Genomic DNA, 21,770 nt, shown 5'->3' on the forward strand with positions numbered 1-21,770 from the left:
GTTTGGGTCTCAAAAGCGAGCAGGGATGGGTACTTCAAGGCGAACATCGCATAAGCACTCATCAAAACATCGGGCAAGGAAAAGGAACGATTGGCTGCCCGTTTATCGGGAAAGCTACTAAACCAGCTACGCAACGTGATCATTTCGGTATCCAAACTGATGGCTTGCTGTAATTGTTGGTAGGTTTGACGCATGAACACAAACTACCAAATCAAACAGCAAAACCCAAATTAGAAATTGCTGGTTTTCTGCTCATTACACACGCAATGTCTTATATATCAACACTTTAAAAACTATCTATTAATAAGTTTTTCGTATTGATTACTTATGGATAAAAATAGTTTACGCAGGCTTTACATTGGTTGCGTCCTGTTAAAGTTAAGGACGAAAAAAAATTTATTCATAGGTCAATTTTTTTATCGGTTATTGTATCACCTTCCGTCGATTGACCACCTCCACGCGGCCCCCGCCGACGATTTTTCCGACGCTTGTTCTTGCCGGCTTCGCTGGTATCCTGTGCCAACGATTGCCCGTTGCCCGGTAAAGCATCGGGAACCGCGGTTATTTTTTCCGGCATGGGTTTGTCACCCGCATCCGTTCGGTTAAGCCGTTCCTGGCGCGTTTCCCCAGCCAGACCCTCCCGATTTTCAGGTCGGCTCCTGCCCCCTCCCCGTTGTCCGTCACGGCCCGCCCGGTCGCGTCCACCATCACCCCGCTGGTTGTCCCGACGGGCATCGTTCCCACGCCCGCCTTTACCCCGCAGCCCACTAAATCGTTTGGGATCGAACACGGGCGATTTACCCATGCCTAACCCTTCGGTAATGGACTGCTTATCCATTTCCCGTTCAATCAGGCGTTCGATATTGACGATCCGGTTCTGATCCTGATCGCTGATGAAGGTAATGGCGGTTCCGGTGGTAGCCGCCCGGGCCGTACGCCCAATGCGGTGAACATAATCTTCGGCATCGCGGGGGATGTCGTAATTGACTACGTGCGTCAGGTTATCGATGTCGATACCCCGCGAGAGTACGTCCGTAGCGACCAGAATGGGGAACGCTTTGTTTTTGAAATCGCGCAGGACCACTTCCCGGTCATCCTGCTCCAGGTCGGAACTGATACCACGGGATTCGTAGCCCAGTTTATTCAGTGCCCGCACAATGCTATTTATTTCTGCTTTCTTGGAGGTGAACAGGACCATACTGCTCACGGGCTTGGTACTGTTCTTGATCAGGTGAGCCAGCAGAGGCAGTTTCTGACTATCGTAGGCCAGGTAAAACTGCTGGTCGATACCGGCAGCCGGTTTGGATACGGCCAGCCGGATTTCTTCGGGGTCAATCAGGATACGTTTGGAGAACTCCCGGATTTTGTTGGGCATCGTGGCCGAAAACAGCAGGGTTTGCCGCTTTTTCGGAATCTTCTCCACAATATTCAGAATATCGTCCGAGAAACCCATATCGAGCATCTTATCGGCCTCATCCAGCACCAGATAATCAATTTTGTCGAAATTGACGTAGCCGAGCTGCATGTGCGCCATTAGCCGCCCGGGTGTGGCGATGATGATGTCGGCACCGGTTTCGAGTGCTTTGCGTTGTTTGTCCCAGTCGTCGCCTTTGCCCCCGCCGTAAATAGCAATGCTGTTGGCCTGCACAAAGTAGCCGAACCCTTCTACCTGTTCGTCGATTTGCTTGGCCAGCTCGCGCGTTGGTACCAGAATCAGCGTACTGGTATGGTCGTGGTTGGCGTGGGAAATCCGGTCGAGAAGCGGAATAAGGTAAGCCGCTGTTTTACCGGTGCCGGTCTGGGCACTGGCGATGAGGTCGCGTCCGTCCAGAATTTTGGGGATAGCCAGTTCCTGAATGGGGGTGGCTTTGAGGTAGTTCATGGCATCTACACCCGCCAGCAGGTCATCGTGCAGATTAAATTCGGAAAATGTCAAGGTTACAGCATTGTGAAGGTGAAAAACCGCTGACCTTAACTTCCCGGCCAGCAAACCGATAATACGGCCCGTACTGGTGGGCCATTGATTTGGAATCAAATATACCGAAAAATCAGGATTTAGCCAGTGTTCACCACCTGGTTCTGCAGTGGTATTTCGGTTGCCAGACAAATCGATTAACTGCGTATCAACAGATTTTCGGGTATTTCAGTTGCAATAAAAAGGTACCTTCACGTAGTGCGGTGAAGCCGCCCGATAAAACCGGACAGATAACCCTGTACTAATAGCCCATGCAAATCAACCAGCTAAAAAACAGACTAAAAATAGGCTTGCTGAGCCTGTTACTCCCACTGAATGGCCCGTCCCTGATGGCTCAGTCAACGGCCACCCCGACCCTGGAAACCATAGCAGAGTTTGGGAAGCATCAACCCATTGGACTAGGCGTTTCTCAGGAGAATCGGATTTTTGTCACATTCCCCAAAAACCCGGATGCCTACGATTATGGTCTGGCCGAAATCATCAAAGGAGAACGTCGCCCTTATCCCAATGCGGAATGGAATAAGTGGGATTCCCTGAAAGCACAAACTCGGTTTATCAATGTGCAGGCCCTGTTCGTCGACCAGACCAACACGCTGTGGGTGCTCGACCCGGCCAGCCCTGCCGGTCAAAGAGCCATTCCCGAAGGCATCAAACTGGTGAAGATAAACCTGGAAACCAATCAGATCGAAAAGGTGTACCGGTTCACCGATTTACCCCGCGAGCGTACGGCACTGAACGATGTACAGGTGGATTCGCGCCAGCAGGTGGCGTATTTGTCAGACCCCGGACGGGCGGCCATCGTGGTACTCGATTTGAACTCAGGTATGAGCCGGACCGTGCTGGAAAACGATAAATCGACAAAAGCCGACCCAAACTTTGTACTGACTATCGAAGGAAAGGAGGTTCGGGATAGCCGGAGTAATCCCTTCCGAAGCAACGTCAACGGTATTGCCCTGACCCACGACTTCCGATACCTCTATTTCCGGCCCATTACGCAAACGAAACTATACCGTATTGAAACGAAGTACCTGACTGATACTGGTCTATCCCCTGCCGAACTAGCTTCTCACGTGGAGGTGGTGGGCGAAACCGGGGTTTCGCACGGCATGATAGCGGATAAAGTCGGCAACGTGTACCTGACCGATTCGCCGGATAAATCCATCCGCTACGTTACACCCGACGGACAGTTAAAAACCCTGGTTCAGGACGACCGCCTGCTTTGGCCCGACAGTTTCGGCATCAGTACCGATGGGTATCTGTACGTGACAGCCGCGCAGATTCAGCGCACCAGGCGGTATAACAATGGTACTGACAGGGTGGATTACCCCTTTCGGCTCTACCGGGTCAAATTACCGGATTAGGTATGCTTAGCTAGTAATCCCTGCGATACATATCGTACTTTTGCGTTACTATATTCAAGCTTTATGCCACTATTTTTCCGTCGGTCCATTTTATACTTCGGCCTCATTGCGCCTTCCGCTTTATTCGCGCAGACTCCCCCACCCACCTCGCTGGACGATACGCTTCAACTCAATGAAGTGATTGTGCGGGGCTATGCCTCGAACCGGCGATTACTGGAAACCCCGGCCTCCATTGGTATCCTGACAAGTCGGGATTTAAACCAGCGATTCGGGATACCAACCCTGGTGCCCGCGCTCAATACCTTACCGGGTGTTCGGGCCGATGAGCGGTCGCCGGGGAGTTACCGGCTGGCTATTCGGGGGAGTGCCATCCGATCGCCGTTTGGGGTGCGCAACGTAAAAGTGTACTGGAATGAATTGCCCCTGACCGATGCCGGTGGTAACACGGCCCTCAACGCGCTCGACGTGCGGTCGCTGGGCCGCATCGAGGTGATCAAAGGCCCCGCAGGAAGTTTGTACGGAGCCGGTACGGGGGGAACCCTACTGTTTAGCGGGCTGGCCGTTCCGGCCGGAAAGAGCAGTGTGGAGGTGTCGGCCCTGAGTGGCTCCTATGGCCTCTACGGAAACGGCCTTACGCTGCAGACCGGCAAGAACAATGCCGCCCTCTCGCTAAGCTACAACCATGTACAGGCTGATGGCTACCGCGACCAGAGCGCCGTGGTTCGGGACAACCTCACCCTGACGGGATCGTTCAGCGTGAGTGACAAACGGACCATTTCGGTGCTGGCCCTGTATTCCGACCTACATTACCAGACGCCCGGTGGCCTCACCGAAGCGCAGTTCCGGGCCAACCCGCGAGCCTCGCGCCCGGCCACGGCTACGCTGCGCAGCAGTGCCGATCAGCAGGCGGGTATCTACCAGAAACAGGGGTATTTCGGGCTGTCGCACGAGTACCGCTGGAGCGACCGGATTCAGAACACGACCGTTATCTACGGCACCACAACCGACTTTGCCAACCCGTTCATCACCAACTACCAGAGAAGCACTGACCAAGGGCTGGGGGGCCGAACGGTGACCCAGTTCCGGCTACCGAACGGGCCGGTACCCACCACGATTACGGCCGGGGCCGAACTGCTGCGCAACTTCACCGTTATCCGCAACTTTGGCAACCGGCAGGGCCTGCCCGACACCATCCAGACCGATGAAGAACTGATTGCCCGCCAGCTTACGGTGTTTGCACAGGCCGAAGCTGAACTTCCGGCCCACTTCCGGCTGACGGCCGGACTGAGCCGCAACACTGTCAACTACGGGTTCACGCGCTTCCCTGTTCGCTCCCAGGGTGCGCAGCCCGCCCAGCTTCTCCCCCGCGACTTCGCGCCGGTGTGGTTACCCCGCGTGGCCCTGTCGCGGCTGTTTGGCCAGTCGGTATCGGCTTTTGCCAGCATCAGCACGGGTTATTCCCCCCCCTCGAAAGATGAAGTGCGTCCCTCGGCGGGTGGCTTCAACACGGCCCTCAACCCCGAACGCGGCACCAGCTACGAAGTGGGTCTGCGGGGGTCGGCCCTCAATAGCCGGTTGCGGTTCGATGTAGCCGTTTACGAATTGAACCTGACCGAGACTATTGTCCGGCGGTCGGATGCGGCCGGGGCGGAGTATTTCGTCAATGCGGGACGCACGAGCCAGCGCGGTATCGAAACCCAACTGGGCTACGATTTTATACTTCCCTCATCGACTGCTGCGTTTTCGCGGCTTCGGCTCTGGAACAACCTGACCCTGACCGACTACCGATACCGAAACTACCAGCAGGGCACCGTCGACCTGTCGAACAACCGCATTCCGGGCGTGGCCCCCACCACCAACGTGACCGGTCTCGACGCGGAAACGAAACAGGGTCTCTATGCCCACGTAACGTATCAGTTTCTGAAGGAATTTGCGCTGAACGATGCGAACACGGCGCTGTCGGATCCCACGCAGTTGCTGCAGGCGACCCTCGGTTTCCGGCGAAATCTGGGGCAGCACTGGACGCTCGATGTATATGCCAGTGGCGACAACCTGCTGGACCGGACCTACTCGCTGGGCTACGACCTCAACGCGGTAGGCAACCGCTATTTCAACGCGGCCCCGGCCCGCAATTTTGTGGGGGGCGTTCGGCTGCGGGTGAACTGGTAAAACGGTTTACGGTATTCGGTTTACAGTTTAAGGTAGCGTTGTGCGGTGCAGCTACTTTAAACTGTAAACCGAATACCGTAAACACAAAACCGTAAACCGTACTATGCTTCTCCTCACCAACCTCACCAAAGCCTACAACGGCGTTACCGTTCTGACGGTACCTGCCTTGCAGCTGTCGCCGGGTATTCATTATTTCCGGGGCGGCAACGGTTCCGGCAAAACCACGCTTTTTCGGACTATAGCCGGACTGCTGCCGTTTTCAGGAAATGTAACCCTCGATAATCAATACGAGATTAACCGTGACCCGGTAGCCTACCGGATGCGGGTCAACTATGCCGAAGCGGAACCCGTTTATCCTACCTTCCTGACCGCCCGCGACCTGACCAGTTTTGTGGGGAAAGCCAAGCAGACCCCTGCCGGACAGGTGGATACGCTGGCCGAACTGCTGGGTGTCGATGCCTTCTGGACTAAGCCAACAGGGCAATTTTCGAGCGGGATGCTCAAAAAACTTTCCCTGTTGCTGGCGTTACTTGGCACTCCCAGATTGATACTGTTAGATGAACCACTCAGCACGCTGGACGTAGCTACAGCCGCCCGGCTGTTCGACTACATTGCCAAACTTCGCCGGGAACAGGACATATCGTTTCTGCTCACCTCACATCAGGACGTTAGCCTGACGGCGCTGGATATGACGGGTATCTGGCAGGTGAGTCAGGGACTTGTAACACCGGCAGTATGATGGTCATGCTCCCCCTCCTGAACCGGGTTTTTACCGGGCCGTTCTACGCCCGGAACGCGGGTACGTTTCTGGTGCTTGTTCTGCTGGCCTTCGGTTTTCTGAGCGGCAATGAACACCGGGCGTTGATTATGGCGGCCCTGGGTTCCCCGTTTTTTCTGGCTATCGTATTTGTGTTGTGGAGTTTATACCTGCTGAAAACAGTGTCGTTCCTGTGGCAGGAACTGACCGCGCCGGAGCACCTGTTTCTGCAAACGTTCTGGCTGGTGCCCACGCCAAAACGGGTCATTTTGTGGCTGGCAGTGCAAACGGCTCTGCTATTTCCTGTTCTGGGATATGGCGGCTGGATGCTCCAGGTAGCAGCTCAACAGGGGCGGTGGGATTCGTTTGGCACCATACTCATCTTTCTGCTATTGCTGATTGGCGCTGGGGCTTTCCTCGCCGATTTTCGTCTACGGCACCCCAATCCTTCCACCCTTCAACTGCCGCACATTTCGCTAAAACTGCCCTACGAACTATTTTTCCCAACTTACTGGCTCCGGCACGAACCGCTCTCACTGGTGCTGACCAAAGCCTTTTCCGGCCTGCTGCTGGCGGGCGTTTGCCGACTCTACCCCACCGATGACTACGACCAGCGACTACTGCACATTGGGTTATTACTCGCCATACTGGGCCACGCGCAGGTGGGCGGACAGGTGAGTGCGTTCGAACGAAAGTATCTGCTGTTTCTGCCCAATCTCCCGCTATCATGGGCGCAGCGGCTGGGCAAATACGCACTCACGTACGGTCTTTTATGGCTTCCCGAACTCCTTGTTTTACTTCGGAATTGCCCGGTAGCCATTCAACCCGATTACGTCATCTGGCTCTGGCTTACGGGCTGGGGCTGGTTGTTACTGATGCACGGACTGGCTTATGGCTATGAGGTGTTGCCCGAACGCTGGCTAGCGGGCATCGTGGCCGCTTTTGTGATTGGCTTGCTCCTTATTATGTTTGGGGTACCCGTTGGCGCGTGGCTGGCATTGGGATGGCTGGGGGCCGTGGCGGTATGGTACTGGTCGTTTTCACTGGTACGGAGCAGTGCGTAGGTATAACGCCCCCCAATAAAGCACGTCCCTTTACATCTGTTTTCCCTAAAACCCCGTTTCACCATTCGTAATCCAGTCCAGTATCTGACTGGTTCGTGCGCCGGTTTTACCCGTACTGGGACTTTTGCCTTCGCCCCGTAAATCACTGACAATCTGCTCAATGAGGGGTTGCTGTACATGTTCGGGGAAAGCGACGGTGTATTCGTCGGTGCCGGATGCGGTTTCTACTTTAATCAGGAAGTTTTCGAAGAACGAAAAGGTGATGTTGCCTTGTGAGCCAATCAGCTGCGTCTGTTCCAGCCGCTGCGCGTTACTGGCCGTAAAACACCAGCTTCCAGTACCTAACACACCCGATTCAAAGTCAAACGTAGCCACTACAATATCATCGGCAGCGTACAGACCGGCCTGATTGCGGGCAATCCCGCTGGCTTTTGTAATGCGCCCCAGGGCAAACTCCAGAAAATCGAACTGATGCGCGGCCAAATCATGAAAATACCCGCCCCCGGAAATTTCGGGTGATACCCGCCAGCCGGGTTTTACGTTATCCGACGCAGCCGATGGCGGCAACCAGTTTAACTGCATCGACACGTACCGGATATCACCGATAACGCGCTGGTCAATCAGTTCTTTTACTTTCAGGAAATAGGGTAATGACCGCCGGTAGAAGGCCGTAAACAGGGGCACACCGGTTTCCTGGCTTACCCGGTTCATAGCGTCGCACTCGGCGGCATTGAGGGCCATTGGTTTTTCCACATAAACCGGTTTCCCGGCCCGCATGGCCCGAATGGCGTAGTCGGCATGGCTATCGGGGGGCGTGGCTACGTACACCGCATTGACGTTCGGGTCATTGATGAGCGCGTCGGCATCGGTGTACCAGGCCGGAACGTTGTGCCGTTTGGCATAATCGGCGACTTTGTCGGCATCCCTTCGCATGACGGCCACTAACCGGGAATGAGGTATTTTATTGAAAGCCGGGCCACTTTTCACTTCGGTTACGTCTCCGCAGCCGATGATACCCCAATTAATCTGATCCATATAAAAAGCCATTCTTTTCGGTATATAATCGGTTGATTCACCCAAAAAGAATGGCTTTCCCCCTTAATTCTACTCAACTTTTCTTCTGCTTACCGGCCACGGCCTGTTTTTCGGCAATGGCGGTAATGGCCGTCACCAGCCGGTCGAGGTCTTTGGGGTTATGGTACACGTGAGGGGTCACGCGCACCCCGCGAATGTTCTCCCACTCGATGCCCACGGTGTGAATCTTGTATTTCCCCAATAGCTGCCCGTCTATTTCGCTGGCTTTCATGCCGTCGATGGAGAACAGGGCAACCGCACCACCGTAGGCCGGCTTGAGCGAGGTATGCAGTTTAACCCCCGGCACATCCTTCACCCGCTCCATCCAGTAGTTTTTGAGGTAATGAGCGCGGGCAAACTTGCGGGCCGAGCCAATACTGTTGTGAAAATCGACGGCGGTGCCAATGGCCATTTCGGAGGCAAAAGACCGCGTACCAAGGCTCTCAAACTTACGAATATCCGGCCCGTCGGGTTCGTTGTTCGACAGTAAGGCCCAGACGTTTTTAATTTTGTTTTGCTTTATGTACAGCATCCCGCTGCCGAACGGGGCACACAGCCATTTGTGCAGGCTGGTGGCGTAATAATCGGCACCGAGGTCGGGGATTTTAAAGTCGAACAGGGCGAAGGAGTGTGCACCGTCGGCAATCACCTCGATGCCGCGTTTGTGGGCTTCATCGGCAATTTTCCGCACCGGCATCACCTGCCCAATCCAATTGATCATGTGCGTCACATGGACCACTTTCGTTTTGGGGGTAAACGCCCGGATGTATTGCTGCGCCAGGGCATCGTCGTCTTCGCTGGGGAGGTCGAGGTTCAGGTACACCAGCTTGATACCATCCCGTTTTTCGCGCTGTTTCCAGGCGTTGAGCATGTTCGGGTAATCCTGTTTGGTCAATATGACCTCATCACCCGCTTTCAGGTTCAGGCCAAAAATAACCGTATTCAGCCCCTCCGTCGCGTTGCGGTTGATGGCGATCTCTTCGGGCGAGCAACCGCCCAGATCGGCCAGTTTTTCGCGCAGGGCTTCGCGGCCCTGGTCGAGAATACGCCACATGTAGTAGGACGGGGCTTCGTTACAGTACTGATAAAACCGGATATGGGCGTCCTGCACCACTTTCGGTTGCGGACAAACGCCCCCGTTGTTCAGGTTGAGCAGATTGGGTGATACGGTATATTCGGCTTTCACCCAAGACCAGAAATCTTCGTCCTGCGCCCAGGCCGCCGGTGATTTCAGGGCAGCATCGGCACTGGAAAGGGGGTGGGCAACCGTTTCCGGCAAAAACTGGGGGAGCGTCAGGGCAGCGGTGGCGGCAGCCGTTTGACGAAAGAATGTTCGGCGGGAAGTAGACATAGCCGTAAATTAGTTTGAGAGTAGACGAGAGACAGTAAAACTAATCGTTTTTCGGAATAAATTAACCATTTCCTGATTGAGCGTTGTGTTTCGGAAGCATACCTCACAACGTCGAAAGTGGGCGAACTACCGGTGTAGCAGGTCATTTATGACGCGGGCCGTGCTGTAGCTATGGGGGTATTGTTGTATTTTTACCCGTCTGCTCCGGTATTAATCGGACGATTACGTCCTTTCCTGTTATGAAAAAGACTCTTTTACAAACCCTGTTTCTACTAACCCTGACGGCACTTTCGGCTACTGCTCAGTTCTGTTTTTCGCCCCGTCAGCCACAGGCCGATCAGGTTGTATCGTTTACTTATTCTCCGCAAACGACTCCCCTGGCCACGGACAGCACGCTGGAAGGGCGTTACGTGCGCTACGGTGCTCCCGGCATGATGCGTATTAGCCAGCCCACCAGTGTTACGCTGGTTCGGCAGGGTAAAGACTACGTGGGCCAGGTATATCTGCCGAAGAAAGATGTGGCGGGAACCGTGCTTTATTTCAGGAACAGCACGCTGCCAAAGCGGACCGACCTGAACAAAGGACAGTTCTACATTATTCCGGTTAGCGATGCGAATGGACGCATCGTGCCCCACGCTACGGGTGGACAGGCCTCGGTGTTTACGCGCACGCACCTACCCGCCGAGGCCGGTCTCAAACCCGACCAGAACTGGGTCATTACGCTGCTGGAACACGAACTGGCCCAAAACCCGGATTTACAACCGCAGTACTGGTACGATTTACTGGCGGCCAAAATAAAACAGCGCAAACCAGGGTATGGTCCGCAGGTAAAAGCGGCCATCGAATCGTACCTGGCTTCCCGCCCGGAACCCTCCCCTACCGAACTGGCCGATGCTGCCCGCCTGTATGAGAGCATGGGCGATTTTGCGAAGGTGAACGCCCTACGCGAACGCCGGAAATCCGTAGAACCCGCCGGTGCGCTCGTGCAGAAAGACCGCGCGATGGCTATTCGGACTGAACCGAACTGGACGAAGAAAAAGGAAGCCTACGCAGCCTTCCGGAAAGAATTCCCCACCGCTGCGTACCTGCCGGCCCTGACGATAATGATGACCGACGACTATTATAAGCAGAACGATATTGCCGGTTTGATGGCCTTTGTCGGGCAACAACCCGACTCCTTTGTTGATGCGCTGATGCTGAATACCATTGCCTTCAAGATGGCCGATGAAAAGCGGTCGGTACCGGAAGCCGAACAGTTGACCAAACGCGCGCTGGCCGTGTTGAAAAACCAGGCAAAACCAACCGATGTGTCGGGCGACTGGCCCACCGAAAAGCAAAACCGGCATCGGCAGCTGATGAATACCTATGCCCGGACACTGGAACAGCAGGGCAAATACGCCGAAGCCTACACCGCCTACCAGGACGTTCTAACGCCTGACACGGTCAATGAGAACGATCCCCGAACCATTGAGCGGTACTTCCAGTGTGCCCTGCGTACCAATCATGGAAACGACGCCCTGCCGGTTGTAGAAGAAGCGGTGCAAATCGACAAAGCAACTAAAAGCCTGAAGGCCACCCTGCAAGACTGGTACGCCAAACAACCGGGCAATACTACGGCTAAAGCCGATGCCTATCTGGCCGACCTCGAAGCCGATGTAAAGGCCGATAAGCGGGATGAAATGCAACAGAAACTCATTAATGAACCTGCTCCCGCTTTCTCCCTTACCGACCTGAAGGGGCGTACGATTTCGACGGCGGCCATGAAAGGGAAAGTGATTGTGCTTGATTTCTGGGCTACCTGGTGCGGCCCCTGCATTGCCTCTTTCCCCGCCATGCAACAGGCGCAGACCCGTTTCAAAAACGACCCAAACGTGCGTTTTCTGTTCGTCAATACCCGCGAGGGCGGTCCCGTTCAGCGTGTTTACAGCTTTATGGATAAACACCCGTACGACTTCGTTGTTCCTCTGGACGGGCAGCAGAAAGTAGCCAATGCCTATAAAGTACAGGGCATTCCCACCAAAGTAGTGATTGGGCCGAATGGCCGGGTTAGGTACCGAAGCATTGGCTATAACGGTAATCCAGAAGCCACTGTCGATGAACTGGCCCTGGTGGTAGAGATGCTTAAAGACGGGAAGTAAAAAAAACGATGACAACAGTTCGCCCCGCTACCCCCGCCGACCTGCCCGCTTTGGTCAACCTTCTGAAACGCGTTGTTCCGCTGATGAATCGGGCGGGTAATTTCCAGTGGGACGACCACTATCCGAACGAAACCGTGTTTAGGCAGGATATTGTGAAGAAACAACTGTGGGTGGCGGAAATCAACAGGCAAATTGCCGGAGTGGCCGCCCTGACCGAAGACCAGGAACCGGAATACGCACAGGTTGGCTTCGACCTTGGTCAGCGGGCTATTGTAACCCACCGACTTGCCGTTGACCCCGCTTTTCAGGGGCAGGGCGTTGCGGTGGCGCTCCTGGCACAGGCCGAGCAGATTGCGCTGGAGCGGGGCATCCGCTTTTTGCGCATCGACACCAATTCCGAAAATCAGATAACGCAGAAACTGTTCCCTAAAGCAGGGTACATCTACACCGGAGAAATTACCCTCGGTTTCCGGCCGGGGTTACGGTTTCTGGCCTATGAGAAGAAATTATAGCCGGGCGTTACGTCATTGCAGGAACGCGAATGACTTTCCCTGATAGCGGGGCAACAGGATACTCTCCCGAAGCAGGGAAAACGACTGAAATGCGCTGGCCGAAGCGGCTACATTGTCCAGCCAGGCCGGAATATCGCCACCGGGATCAAACCGGACGGTGTAGGTAATCTGCATCTGGTCACTGGTTGCCTGGCGCACCTGCCAGTTGGCCAGCCAGTTGTTAATACGTACCCGACCAGAACGGGGAGCAATCAAATTGGGAACATCGACCCCCTTGATGTATAATATTTTGGAAGTCGGAACATAGTTGAATGTTAGTCGAACGGTCATATCCCGGTCACTTACTGGCCAGGGCAAGGCACTCACTCCGTAGTAAATAAGTTCGGTTTCGCTGATGCGTTTGACCAGCCTGGCCGATTTCATTTTATAGATGACATTTTCGTAATTATTAATGTCCGACAGCAGGGCTACCAGCTGACTTTGGGTGCCGGGCATCGTACACTCTATCTTAAGCTCAGATAATTTACTGTTGGGTAGCCGACGGGAATAAACCTGTATCTGGTCTTTATCCTTTTCCAATTTCCAGTCGTCATTCGTCTGAGGCCGTACGGCTTTCATACCTACCCCATAGCTACCCAGAATTATACCCAAGTAGCATCCCAGTGCCAACAAATTCATCGTGTATATATGCATAATCATCGATACGCTCTCCCTCTCAACAACACTACGGCTGCTTTTGTTGGCAACAGGCAGCTTACCTAAACACCAGCGGATGCCCTTCTTTCGGTACTAAAAACTGTTTTTCGGGAATAGCTGCCGCCTTCAGCGCCTTTTTCAAATCATCGACAGGTTCGAATAATCCATCGTCGCCCTGCTGAAATGTGCCAAAATGAATACCCACCGCCTGCCGAGCGTTCAAATCCGTAAAAGCCTGCACCGCGCCAGCGGGCGACACGTGTACCGGGGCCATAAACCACTCCGGCCGGTACGAGCCAATGGGCAGCAACGCCAGCTTTATATCCTCTCCCCCAGTCACCAGACGGGCCTGTTCGCCAATTTTTTTGAAGTGTGGGCCGTAGCCGCTATCCCCACAGAAGTATGTTATTCCAAACGAAGTGTGTAGCAGATAGCCGCACCAAAGGGTTTCGTCGCGGTCGAAAATGCCCCGGTTACTAAAATGCTGCGCCTGCGTGCAGGTAATCCGGAGTTTGTCATTCACCTGTAGGGTATCGGTCCAGTCGAGTTCGCGGGTTGTCTGTCCACCGACCGATTTGGGCAGGTACGACACGCCGAGGGGCGTAATGAACAATGGATTGAAGGCGCGTACCAGTTTCTTCAGGGTGGGCAGGTCGAGGTGGTCGTAGTGGTTGTGGCTCAGCAGCACCACGTCGATGGGCGGCAGCTCCTCAAAACGAAGTCCCGGCGGACGTTTGCGCTTGACGCCCAGCCACGAAGTCGGCCCCACCCGTTCCGACCAGACGGGGTCGGTCAGGATGTTCAGGCCGCTGGTTTGAATCAGGAACGTGGAGTGGTTCACGAACGTGAGCACCAGACTGTCTCCCTGAATACGCGTAGCCGGACGTGCCCCAACAAAGGCGTCGGGTTGATCGGGCCAGGGACCTTTATCGCGGTGAAGCAACCACTTGAGCAATCCCCCCTCCGTCCGCTCCGGCATACCCGGATTGATGAATTTCTTCCCGTTGAAGTGGTCGGTAAGGGGGCCTTTGTAACGCGGAGCGCAGGCCGATACGGTCAGCAGCAGACAGGACAGGGTAAGAAGCGGCAGGGTAAGGTGCATGATTCAGACAATGGGTTATCGTTAGTATCAAAACTATCAAGTAGGAATCACCCGTTTTGTTTGAGCCCGACCAGTGATCCATAAAATCATAAAACGAAAAAACCCCGCCAACCCGTTTCCCTGATCACTCCCGTACGTGAATAGTGCTCTGGCGCAGGCGCAGGTACGTCCCGTCCCGGTTGGAGAAGGAAGCCCGGATTTCGGCCGCCAGCGAGAGGGCGATTTCTTCGGGCGAAACGGCCCCGATATCCAGCCCGACCGGGGCATGGATGCGCGGAAAGTCCTCGTCGGCAATGGGATTGCCTTCGTCGGCCAGTTCGGCCCAGATTTTCTCGGAACGGACGCGGGGACCAAGCATACCGATGTAGGGCGCGTTGGTAGCCAGCGCTTTCGGCAGGTTTTGTTTGTCCGTTTTGTAGTCGTGCGACATCAGAACGATGGCCGTATGCTCGTCGAACAGAATATCCATAAAGTTTTCGGGCTGGACAATCTCATCCACCATCTCGGCAATCTTTCTATTGACTTTCAGGGGGTTGGCTACTACTGTTATCCGCCAGCCCATTTCCCTGACCAGCCGGGTAAGCGGATATACATCGTACTGATGTCCCCACAAAACTAGATGCGTTTCGGGTGGCAGGATCTCGATAAAGGCTTCCAGTACTTCGCCGTCCGGCCCTTCAACCTTATACGGAGCCGACACCCCTTTGGTGATACGGGCCTGCATCTTTTCGGCCAACTGCGGCTGAATAGCCTGGTTTCCCAGTATGTTCAGGCTGGTATTATCGGTATATCGGATTACATCGCCTTCGCTAATGGAGGTCCAGTTGCCTTTCAGGCCGGTAATGGTAAGGAGGACGTGGGTTTGGCGCCGTTCGTTCATGCAATCTTTCAGTACTTCGACGGGGTTAGTTGAATCGGTAAAATCCAGCGGGGTAAACAGTACATCGATGATGCCGTTGCACCCCAGCCCCACGCCAATCTGGTGCTCATCGTCAGTGGTGGTATCGTAGGTAATTTTGGACGGCGACGCTTTGGCGATGGCCAGTCGGGCGCGTTTGAGGGCATCCCCTTCCAGACACCCCCCGCTAATCCCGCCAATCCAGACGCCGTCGCTCATGACCAGCATCCGGGCACCCGTACGACGGTAGGAAGACCCTTCTACCCGCACTACGGTTGCCAGCGCGGCCTGCGTCGTGTTTTTGTCGAGCTGGTCATAGCCGTCAATAATTGCTTTAATTTCTTTCATTGGGTAAAGAGCGAAGGACTTAATTACGGCAATTGCCATCCAATTTACGGCCTGTATTTTTGTCGGGCACCAAACACCGTACGCGGCTATCACTATAAAGGTAACATCCGGCACGTTTTGTCTGATGCTAAAAATAGTCCTCGACGATTAAAAACCGTACGTCCCGGCTTTTGGTTTGCATCCACCGTTTTTATAGCCGGTGCCCTGCCGCTTTCAGGTTGTCCAGATTAGGTACGGGGGCGAACACATCCAGAAAGAGAAATTGAAAGCCACCCCCTTCGTCTATTTTTCGACATGGCCCAATAAGACGTTAATCAGCAAAGCCTACAAAGACACTATCCAGGAGTATCATCGAAAGGGAACCAACTTCGATTCACTGAAGGAAAAGCTAGCCTTGATTGTCGCTTACTGGACGAGTTATCTGCATCCCAACCGTTTTAAGTACCCTGGGGGAGCGGCCATTTTACCTAAGCTGATTTATACTACCAAAGAAATTGAATTCATATCTGGCTGATTTTTCAGCCGTGTCTGAGTTACCCCATTTAACCGGGCTTTGCTGTTTACTTTCGCCCTCGAATAAAATTATGGGTTAGTCAAGTCCTTTACAATACTGGCAACGACCTCAAAAAGCAGATCTTTCCGATCCTGGGGCTGAGCAACTAAATGATGAGTAAGAACCAGGAAAATACATGTGGCCAGCAGCGCCTTTTGCACACACGTAGGCTTTTACGGCAATGAAATCAACCGGATAGTGCCCCTTTACTCACCTAACCGCGCCTGTTGTTCAGCAGGTATCTATCTATTTCGTTCGTTACCCGTTAAACTGGCAAGCGATGAGCTTACTTACCAGCCTATTAAAAAAAGCGCCCCGATCAACCTGATCCGGGGCGCCTGCGCGTTCATGATTACTTTCTGTATCAGTAGTTTACCAGCCTTTCTCTTTCAGTTTAGCTGCTATCCGGTTCACAACGATCTGGTAGCCCTGCGTGTTGAAATGTACATCATTCGCATGCAGCCCGGTGGGAAACAGGCCATTGGCAATATCCGTCCGATCATTTCCGGTGGGTGTATAGCCAATAGCCGCCATTTCAGCATCGGTAGGTGGCATGATGGAAATATAATTGTCAGGGTACCGGGCAGCCAAGTCGGCATTTAAACTGTCGATAAGTTTATAATTAGCCGTTGATTTAGGCTCTTTCAACGAGGGAGGTACGCCAATCACCAGAAAGCGGGCGGGTGCATCAATGTATCGTACAGCCTTATCAATCAGGGCAGATACGCCGGATAGGGCGGGCACATCGTTCCGACCCATCCAGAGAATCTGGACGGAGCCTTTACTGGCAACGGCATCGTCGGGGGTAAAAACAGAATTGGCGGGGACGCTGGTGGTTGATGCCGCCTTAGGTGTCAACGTATAGGTTTCAACCAGATTGGCAACATCGCCACTAGCGGTTCGGATCATGGTTACCGGTACTCCAGCTACCGTTCCAGTAACCATTCGGGTATCGGTACCGGTGGTATACAGTATAGGAATAGAAATCGCTGTGACCTTAACGGGGGTTGTTCCCTTAAAGGCATTTCCCTCCACACTGAGCGTAACGGTACTGGCTCCCTGACGGCCAACAATCTGTTCTGTTTTCTGCCCATCAATACCATAATTATTTACCGTTCTCCCCAGCAGGGTAGACAGTTGCGTCGGGTACGGGGTACTACCACCCAGTCCGCCTTCGGTCAGGCTATCACCCCAGGCGGCAATAACACCCTTGCCACTGGCTGGGGCCGATGTTGTACTGCCGGGGGCGGTTGTCGTTGCACTACCCGGGGCCGTAGTAGTACTGCCCGGAGCCGTAGTAGTACTGCCCGGTGCAGGAGTCGGATCGTTGGTTTTTGTCAGGCAGCTGTCAAGTAGTGTCGTGGTAATCACTGCGCTGGTACCGAATAGAAAACCACGCCGGTTAAAAATTGAAAAAGCCATTGAGTATATTAACTGATTAAATTAGTGTACAGCATACCAACTAAAACAAGGGGGTAAAGTTACTTTTAGTATGGATGGCAAGCGGGGAAACAGGCAAAACTGGCTCGATACGCCTGCTTTAAGGGTTGAAATAAGGACCAATAAATAAGATAAGAAGCTGACTAGTGCGGTACGTTCGATGATCCAGGCGCTACGGCAAGCGCTACTGTTCAGGCATAAAACCTGGTAGATTAATACTATGGGTGCGTTAAAAAAAAGGTACGTATACCACGATACGCTGGAGCAGGACCGTGGTATACATACCTTTTTTTTTTAACGCACCCATTACTGGAAGAGCAGGCGGGCATGAAAGAATGGCCTGCACAGGCTATTCTTTTCATTGGCAATGGAGTGTTAGGCTTTATAAAGACGCGATTTCATTTCTTTTTTTCAGGCACTGCTTCCATCAGTAACGAATACGCTTTATCGAGGGCTTTGGCACCGGCCTGCGATCCTTTGTAGTGCCCCAGCCGAACAACAACCAGATCGTGCGATGGAATGATGGTTGTCGATTGCCCACCAGCCCCCAGCATCATGTAAGCTTCTTTCGGAATAGGGCGGGCACCGTCGCCGTTTATCCAGAAGAGTCCACCGTAAATGGGTCGTCCGTCCGCTACCCATGCCGGAGCGAGTGTACTGACGAATTTGGTAAAGCCTTCGGGCAAAATTCGTTCGCCATTCCAAACCCCATCCTGCAGATACAGATTTCCTACCCGTGCCCAATCCCGGCCTGACGCAAATTCATAGCCCTGCGTCAGGAAATTTCCGTAGGGGTCCGTTTCCATAATCATGCTGCGAACCCCAATCTTATCGAACAAGGCCCGCTGCGGGAAGGTATGATACGGCTGCCCCAGTTTCTCGATACCCAGGCGGTTGAGGTAATTCGTTAGTACGGGGTCGCAGTTACGATAACGCCCTACGGTGTTGGGTAACCACTGCTGCGGCAGACTGGCCGCATAGTCGAACGAATTAGCCCCGCCCGTGTACAAGTAAAGATGGTCGGGATAACCCAGCGCCGGATCATAGTCGGGGTCCTGTGGTGCCCGGCACCGCAAGCCGCTGGACATGTGCATGATATCCATGATTCTGATCCTGGCCCGCTCATCGCCCTTGCCCTGCCACTGCGGAATTGGAGCGGGCTGATCCAGGGTATAAACGCCTTTTCCAATCAGAATTCCCAAAAACGTAGCCGACAGACTTTTACCCATCGACCAGCTTTCGAGGGGCGTATCTTTCGTGATACCCTCGCCATACCGTTCGCCAATAATCCGGCCTTTATAGGTGACGACGAAGGCCGCCGTCTGGGCTTCGGCTGGTTCAAAAGCGGCATTGATGGCCTGCGTAACCTTCGCCATATCGACCTCGGCGGGCATAGGGGCCGTTGACAGCACGTCGCCCATTGGCCAGGGGGTTGTAGCCGGATCAGGCAGGTTTCGCGAGATCGTTACGGGCTTATAATTGAGTGAACTGCTGCCTTCGGGGAGCGTGACACAACCGGCATCACCCACATAGATAGCGGTTCGGGTAACGCCATTGGGCAAGGTGATCGAAACTGACTTCTTTTCATAATCGATGACGGGTTTCCCCACCTTGGCCCGTTCGGCATAGGGACTCGTAAAGTACCCGACATTCTCGGCGGCAAAATCCGGTTTCAGGCCCGTAATGAACACGGCCGAACACATAATTTTGGCATACCCTGATGTATTATGCGAAAGGGCATCACCCGGCGGGGCTTTATACGCCGTTTTGAGTTCTAGTGCCGCAGCACGGGCAATCAGTTTACTGCGAAGGTCCTGCGCACCGGCATTCAGGCAACCCCAAAGAAGCAATGCCGGGATGAAAAAACTAGCGATTCGGTTCATGTTGGTTTTTAGGCTGAGAAGTAGTTTTGATTAAGAAGCAGGACTGGGCCAAAGATGTCAAATGGGAGTTGTAGGTTCATTGGTAAACAGGAAGACGATAATAGATGAATGAATTCTTACCATACTGGTCAATTGTTGGACACCCTACACTGGCCTTTCGATCCAACATCGGGGCATCGATTCGTTAAAAGGGTATCGTTTAGAGGTTTTAAGAAAGAAAAAGCCCTTTCCCACAAGTGCTACTATTGACGGCTTTAGCCGACAGATAACTTACCGTAAGGTTAGATAATACGTCTACAAATAGCAAATGGAATACCCAAATAACCGCTGATCAATAACGATCAGCGTGGAATTGACTGCCGGGCCATACATACCCAGAGATTTGACGCATCCGGTAACCTATTCCCCAGGCATTATTATAGCCAGTGCCCTACCGCTTTCAGGCTGTCCAGGTTGTGGACAGGGGCAAACACATCCAGAAAAGGCATGGCGACCTGCATCGCCGATACGGTTGGCTGAAACGACGGGTTGCCCGCCAGCGGATTGAGCCAGACCAGTTTACGGGCCTTCGCTTTTATGCGGCTCAGGCTTTCGGTCAGTACGGCCACCTCGCCGGTATCCCAGCCGTCGCTCAGGATTATCACCAGCGTCTGACTATCGACCAGCGACAGGTAGCTATCCGTAAACTCCCGGAGCGACTCCCCTATTTTGGTGCCGCCCCCCCAGCCCGTTACGGTGTCGGACAGGTGATTGATAGCATCCGGGAAGGGACGGTTTTTCAGGGCGGGGGTGATGCGGTGCAGGCTGGTGCTGAACACAAACGTTTCGATGCGCCGGAAAACGGTCTGAAACGCGTACATGAACTGAATCAGAAACGTGCTGTACAGATCCATCGACTGGCTCACATCGGCCAGAATCACCACTTTTAGTCGATTCTTACGCGGTTTCTGATAAGCCAGTTCAACCAGTTCGCCCCCGCGACGCAGGTTTTTGCGCAGGGTCTGGCGCAGGTCGAACTGCCGGACGCTGGTCGTTTTCTGCTGCCGACGGTTAGCGCGTCGGGCCAGGGTGAGCGACAGCTCGCGGATGCGCTGCATGAGTTCGGGCAGGTCGTCGGCTGCGATAGCCGAAAAATCCTGCTGCGAGAGGTTTTCCTGGGTCGAGTAGGTAGTCAGTTCGGTTTCTTCGGTGGGTTGGTTGCCATACAGCCAGGATTTCAACTGGTTGAAACTCGGCTGCGGACTTTTAGTAGGTCGCTGCCGATTGGGGTCGTCTTTGGTTTTGGCATCCACCGCCGTTTCCAGTTCCTTCCAGTACTGGGCAAACAACCGGTCGAACAGGGCCAAATCCGCCGACCGCCGACAGAACACCGTCCGGAAAGCCAGCCGAAAATCATCCCGCACCCCAATATCGACATAACCTAATGCCAGCAACGCCGTTGCTTCCTCATCGGGACCAATACCCAGCCCATTCTCGCGCAGGAAGCGCGAAAAAGCAATGACGTTTTCGGGTAGGGTTAGTTTGCGGGCGATGAGCATTGGAGGGAGGGGTAAATCTTTTTATAACTACGTCCTTCTTCTCATCTAGTCAGCATATTTGATTAATAATTCATCTTCAAAGCCAAATATTGTTAGAGCTTGTTTTATTCTGTCAAACTTTCCAACGTTATCAATATTTGCTTCTATATAGTAGGTGTCATTTAACTGTACTGCTTGCCTCACATCATCATCTTTTGGAGATTTTGTCAGGCTTATTCTTTTACCAATATCTGAAGTAAAAAAAGTTTCTGGTTGCAAATCAAAAAGTTGTTTAAAAACTTCAATATAAAGCTTGGCAACTTGAGTTACTTCAAGCTTTTGATTAAAGAAAATTGCATACTCTAATTTTTTAAACTTTGGTTCTTCTGCATCAAAAATATTCACTTCGTTACTGCCCGTTTCTAGCTCTACTTGGATATCAGGAATTCCCCAAATTTTAACAAACCGATGAGCAATTATATTTGCTCTACTTTCTATTTCCTCTTTATCCCATCTCGATTTTTCTTTCAAATCCCTATTCAACCAAAGACGGCTAAATTGATATCCCTGCTCTTTACCATCAACATTCATTTCTCTCTTCTCAAGGAATGGTTTATTTCCAAGCTTACCATTATTACCTGAAAGTGTCAAATTCCCGATGGTATTAAGGTAATTCTCCTTTATCAAATTATAAGGTACTCTGACAATTCTTGTGGTCAGATGGCTTGGGCTAGTACTCTGAGCCGAAGATGAGCGAAATTTGGTAGCCCATAACTGATCCGTTTGACATACCGAATCACATTATTGAGTCCCTCGGTAACGGCATTGGTCAACTGCTCATGCCCATAATTGGCGATCGGTTCGAGCCAGTTGGTCAAGGTATTAAGGAAGGGCGAAAAACCCGCATAACCCAAAGCCCTGGCTTCCACCAG

At 53.1% G+C, this 21,770-nt stretch carries 19 protein-coding genes; 7 read left to right on the forward strand and 12 right to left on the reverse strand.

Annotated features, from left to right (window positions below; genetic code table 11):
- Together B157_RS39515 and B157_RS0133895 are read right to left on the reverse strand one after the other, a co-directional pair.
- Nucleotides 1–194: hypothetical protein (locus tag B157_RS39515; protein ID WP_211225033.1), on the reverse strand; the 194-nt coding region annotated here is incomplete at its 3' end.
- Nucleotides 195–400: 206 nt separating this feature from the next.
- Complete coding sequence (locus B157_RS0133895) at nt 401–1,882, reverse strand: DEAD/DEAH box helicase (RefSeq protein WP_052647046.1); 1,482 nt, start codon at nt 1,880–1,882, stop codon at nt 401–403.
- Between the two features lie 344 nt (nt 1,883–2,226).
- Here B157_RS0133895 and B157_RS0133900 point away from each other — a divergent pair, with 344 nt between their 5' ends.
- The 4 genes from B157_RS0133900 to B157_RS0133915 all read left to right on the forward strand — a co-directional run bounded on the left by B157_RS0133900 (nt 2,227) and on the right by B157_RS0133915 (nt 7,326).
- Nucleotides 2,227–3,336: an SMP-30/gluconolactonase/LRE family protein gene (locus tag B157_RS0133900; protein WP_020607732.1), complete on the forward strand. Its 1,110-nt coding sequence runs from the start codon at nt 2,227–2,229 to the stop codon at nt 3,334–3,336.
- 63 nt (nt 3,337–3,399) lie between these two features.
- A complete protein-coding gene (locus B157_RS0133905) occupies nt 3,400–5,505 on the forward strand; it encodes a TonB-dependent receptor (protein WP_020607733.1) in 2,106 nt (701 codons plus the stop codon).
- Nucleotides 5,506–5,608: 103 nt separating this feature from the next.
- Nucleotides 5,609–6,244: an ABC transporter ATP-binding protein gene (locus tag B157_RS0133910; protein ID WP_020607734.1), complete on the forward strand. Its 636-nt coding sequence runs from the start codon at nt 5,609–5,611 to the stop codon at nt 6,242–6,244.
- Entirely contained in the window at nt 6,241–7,326 is a 1,086-nt protein-coding gene (locus tag B157_RS0133915; RefSeq protein WP_020607735.1) for a hypothetical protein, read from the forward strand. The genes B157_RS0133910 and B157_RS0133915 overlap by 4 nt, the downstream gene beginning before the upstream one ends.
- A gap of 45 nt (nt 7,327–7,371) precedes the next feature.
- On the opposite strand, the gene B157_RS0133920 is transcribed toward B157_RS0133915, so the two are convergent.
- Nucleotides 7,372–8,361, reverse strand: coding sequence for a Gfo/Idh/MocA family protein (locus B157_RS0133920; RefSeq protein WP_041952421.1), 990 nt, complete (start codon nt 8,359–8,361; stop codon nt 7,372–7,374).
- A gap of 73 nt (nt 8,362–8,434) precedes the next feature.
- Nucleotides 8,435–9,751, reverse strand: coding sequence for an aminotransferase class V-fold PLP-dependent enzyme (locus B157_RS0133925; protein WP_020607737.1), 1,317 nt, complete (start codon nt 9,749–9,751; stop codon nt 8,435–8,437).
- 239 nt (nt 9,752–9,990) lie between these two features.
- On the opposite strand from B157_RS0133925, the gene B157_RS0133930 reads away from it, so the two are divergent.
- Nucleotides 9,991–11,889, forward strand: a complete 1,899-nt coding sequence (locus B157_RS0133930) for a TlpA disulfide reductase family protein (RefSeq protein ID WP_020607738.1) — start codon at nt 9,991–9,993, stop codon at nt 11,887–11,889.
- Nucleotides 11,890–11,897: 8 nt separating this feature from the next.
- Nucleotides 11,898–12,401: a GNAT family N-acetyltransferase gene (locus tag B157_RS0133935; protein WP_020607739.1), complete on the forward strand. Its 504-nt coding sequence runs from the start codon at nt 11,898–11,900 to the stop codon at nt 12,399–12,401.
- Between the two features lie 12 nt (nt 12,402–12,413).
- Here B157_RS0133935 and B157_RS0133940 read toward each other — a convergent pair whose 3' ends face one another.
- The 3 genes from B157_RS0133940 to B157_RS0133950 form a co-directional block, all read right to left on the reverse strand.
- The gene (locus tag B157_RS0133940) at nt 12,414–13,019 is read right to left on the reverse strand and encodes an START domain-containing protein (protein WP_245565403.1); all 606 of its coding nucleotides are present in this window, start codon (nt 13,017–13,019) and stop codon (nt 12,414–12,416) included.
- Nucleotides 13,020–13,155: 136 nt separating this feature from the next.
- The gene (locus B157_RS0133945; protein ID WP_020607741.1) at nt 13,156–14,199 is read right to left on the reverse strand and encodes an MBL fold metallo-hydrolase; all 1,044 of its coding nucleotides are present in this window, start codon (nt 14,197–14,199) and stop codon (nt 13,156–13,158) included.
- A gap of 124 nt (nt 14,200–14,323) precedes the next feature.
- Complete coding sequence (locus tag B157_RS0133950; RefSeq protein ID WP_020607742.1) at nt 14,324–15,445, reverse strand: XdhC family protein; 1,122 nt, start codon at nt 15,443–15,445, stop codon at nt 14,324–14,326.
- Nucleotides 15,446–15,644: 199 nt separating this feature from the next.
- Here B157_RS0133950 and B157_RS37080 point away from each other — a divergent pair, with 199 nt between their 5' ends.
- On the forward strand, nt 15,645–15,959 hold the full coding sequence (locus B157_RS37080; protein ID WP_020607743.1) for a hypothetical protein: 315 nt from the start codon (nt 15,645–15,647) through the stop codon (nt 15,957–15,959).
- Nucleotides 15,960–16,370: 411 nt separating this feature from the next.
- Here B157_RS37080 and B157_RS0133960 read toward each other — a convergent pair whose 3' ends face one another.
- The 5 genes from B157_RS0133960 to B157_RS36595 all read right to left on the reverse strand — a co-directional run.
- Nucleotides 16,371–17,420: an SGNH/GDSL hydrolase family protein gene (locus B157_RS0133960; protein ID WP_020607744.1), complete on the reverse strand. Its 1,050-nt coding sequence runs from the start codon at nt 17,418–17,420 to the stop codon at nt 16,371–16,373.
- Between the two features lie 416 nt (nt 17,421–17,836).
- Complete coding sequence (locus tag B157_RS0133965) at nt 17,837–19,321, reverse strand: serine hydrolase domain-containing protein (RefSeq protein ID WP_020607745.1); 1,485 nt, start codon at nt 19,319–19,321, stop codon at nt 17,837–17,839.
- Between the two features lie 416 nt (nt 19,322–19,737).
- Nucleotides 19,738–20,859, reverse strand: coding sequence for a vWA domain-containing protein (locus B157_RS0133970; protein WP_020607746.1), 1,122 nt, complete (start codon nt 20,857–20,859; stop codon nt 19,738–19,740).
- Between the two features lie 45 nt (nt 20,860–20,904).
- Complete coding sequence (locus tag B157_RS0133975; RefSeq protein ID WP_020607747.1) at nt 20,905–21,525, reverse strand: HNH endonuclease family protein; 621 nt, start codon at nt 21,523–21,525, stop codon at nt 20,905–20,907.
- 29 nt (nt 21,526–21,554) lie between these two features.
- Nucleotides 21,555–21,770 (reverse strand): transposase (locus tag B157_RS36595; protein WP_020607748.1); only part of this gene is annotated, 216 nt, incomplete at its 5' end.

The organism is Spirosoma spitsbergense DSM 19989 (assembly GCF_000374085.1).
Lineage (GTDB): Bacteria > Bacteroidota > Bacteroidia > Cytophagales > Spirosomataceae > Spirosoma > Spirosoma spitsbergense.

Excerpts from the sequence above, each read along its gene's own strand:
- B157_RS0133925 (WP_020607737.1), bottom strand. The coding sequence starts at position 9,751 with ATGTCTACTTCCCGCCGAACATTCTTTCGTCAAACGGCTGCCGCCACC.
- B157_RS0133930 (WP_020607738.1), top strand. The coding sequence starts at position 9,991 with ATGAAAAAGACTCTTTTACAAACCCTGTTTCTACTAACCCTGACGGCA.
- B157_RS0133920 (WP_041952421.1), bottom strand. The coding sequence starts at position 8,361 with ATGGATCAGATTAATTGGGGTATCATCGGCTGCGGAGACGTAACCGAA.
- B157_RS0133915 (WP_020607735.1), top strand. The coding sequence starts at position 6,241 with ATGATGGTCATGCTCCCCCTCCTGAACCGGGTTTTTACCGGGCCGTTC.
- B157_RS0133940 (WP_245565403.1), bottom strand. The coding sequence starts at position 13,019 with ATGAAAGCCGTACGGCCTCAGACGAATGACGACTGGAAATTGGAAAAG.
- B157_RS0133965 (WP_020607745.1), bottom strand. The coding sequence starts at position 19,321 with ATGAACCGAATCGCTAGTTTTTTCATCCCGGCATTGCTTCTTTGGGGT.
- B157_RS0133895 (WP_052647046.1), bottom strand. The coding sequence starts at position 1,882 with ATGAACTACCTCAAAGCCACCCCCATTCAGGAACTGGCTATCCCCAAA.
- B157_RS0133905 (WP_020607733.1), top strand. The coding sequence starts at position 3,400 with ATGCCACTATTTTTCCGTCGGTCCATTTTATACTTCGGCCTCATTGCG.
- B157_RS0133950 (WP_020607742.1), bottom strand. The coding sequence starts at position 15,445 with ATGAAAGAAATTAAAGCAATTATTGACGGCTATGACCAGCTCGACAAA.
- B157_RS0133945 (WP_020607741.1), bottom strand. The coding sequence starts at position 14,199 with ATGCACCTTACCCTGCCGCTTCTTACCCTGTCCTGTCTGCTGCTGACC.
- B157_RS0133970 (WP_020607746.1), bottom strand. The coding sequence starts at position 20,859 with ATGCTCATCGCCCGCAAACTAACCCTACCCGAAAACGTCATTGCTTTT.
- B157_RS0133910 (WP_020607734.1), top strand. The coding sequence starts at position 5,609 with ATGCTTCTCCTCACCAACCTCACCAAAGCCTACAACGGCGTTACCGTT.
- B157_RS0133900 (WP_020607732.1), top strand. The coding sequence starts at position 2,227 with ATGCAAATCAACCAGCTAAAAAACAGACTAAAAATAGGCTTGCTGAGC.
- B157_RS0133935 (WP_020607739.1), top strand. The coding sequence starts at position 11,898 with ATGACAACAGTTCGCCCCGCTACCCCCGCCGACCTGCCCGCTTTGGTC.
- B157_RS0133960 (WP_020607744.1), bottom strand. The coding sequence starts at position 17,420 with ATGGCTTTTTCAATTTTTAACCGGCGTGGTTTTCTATTCGGTACCAGC.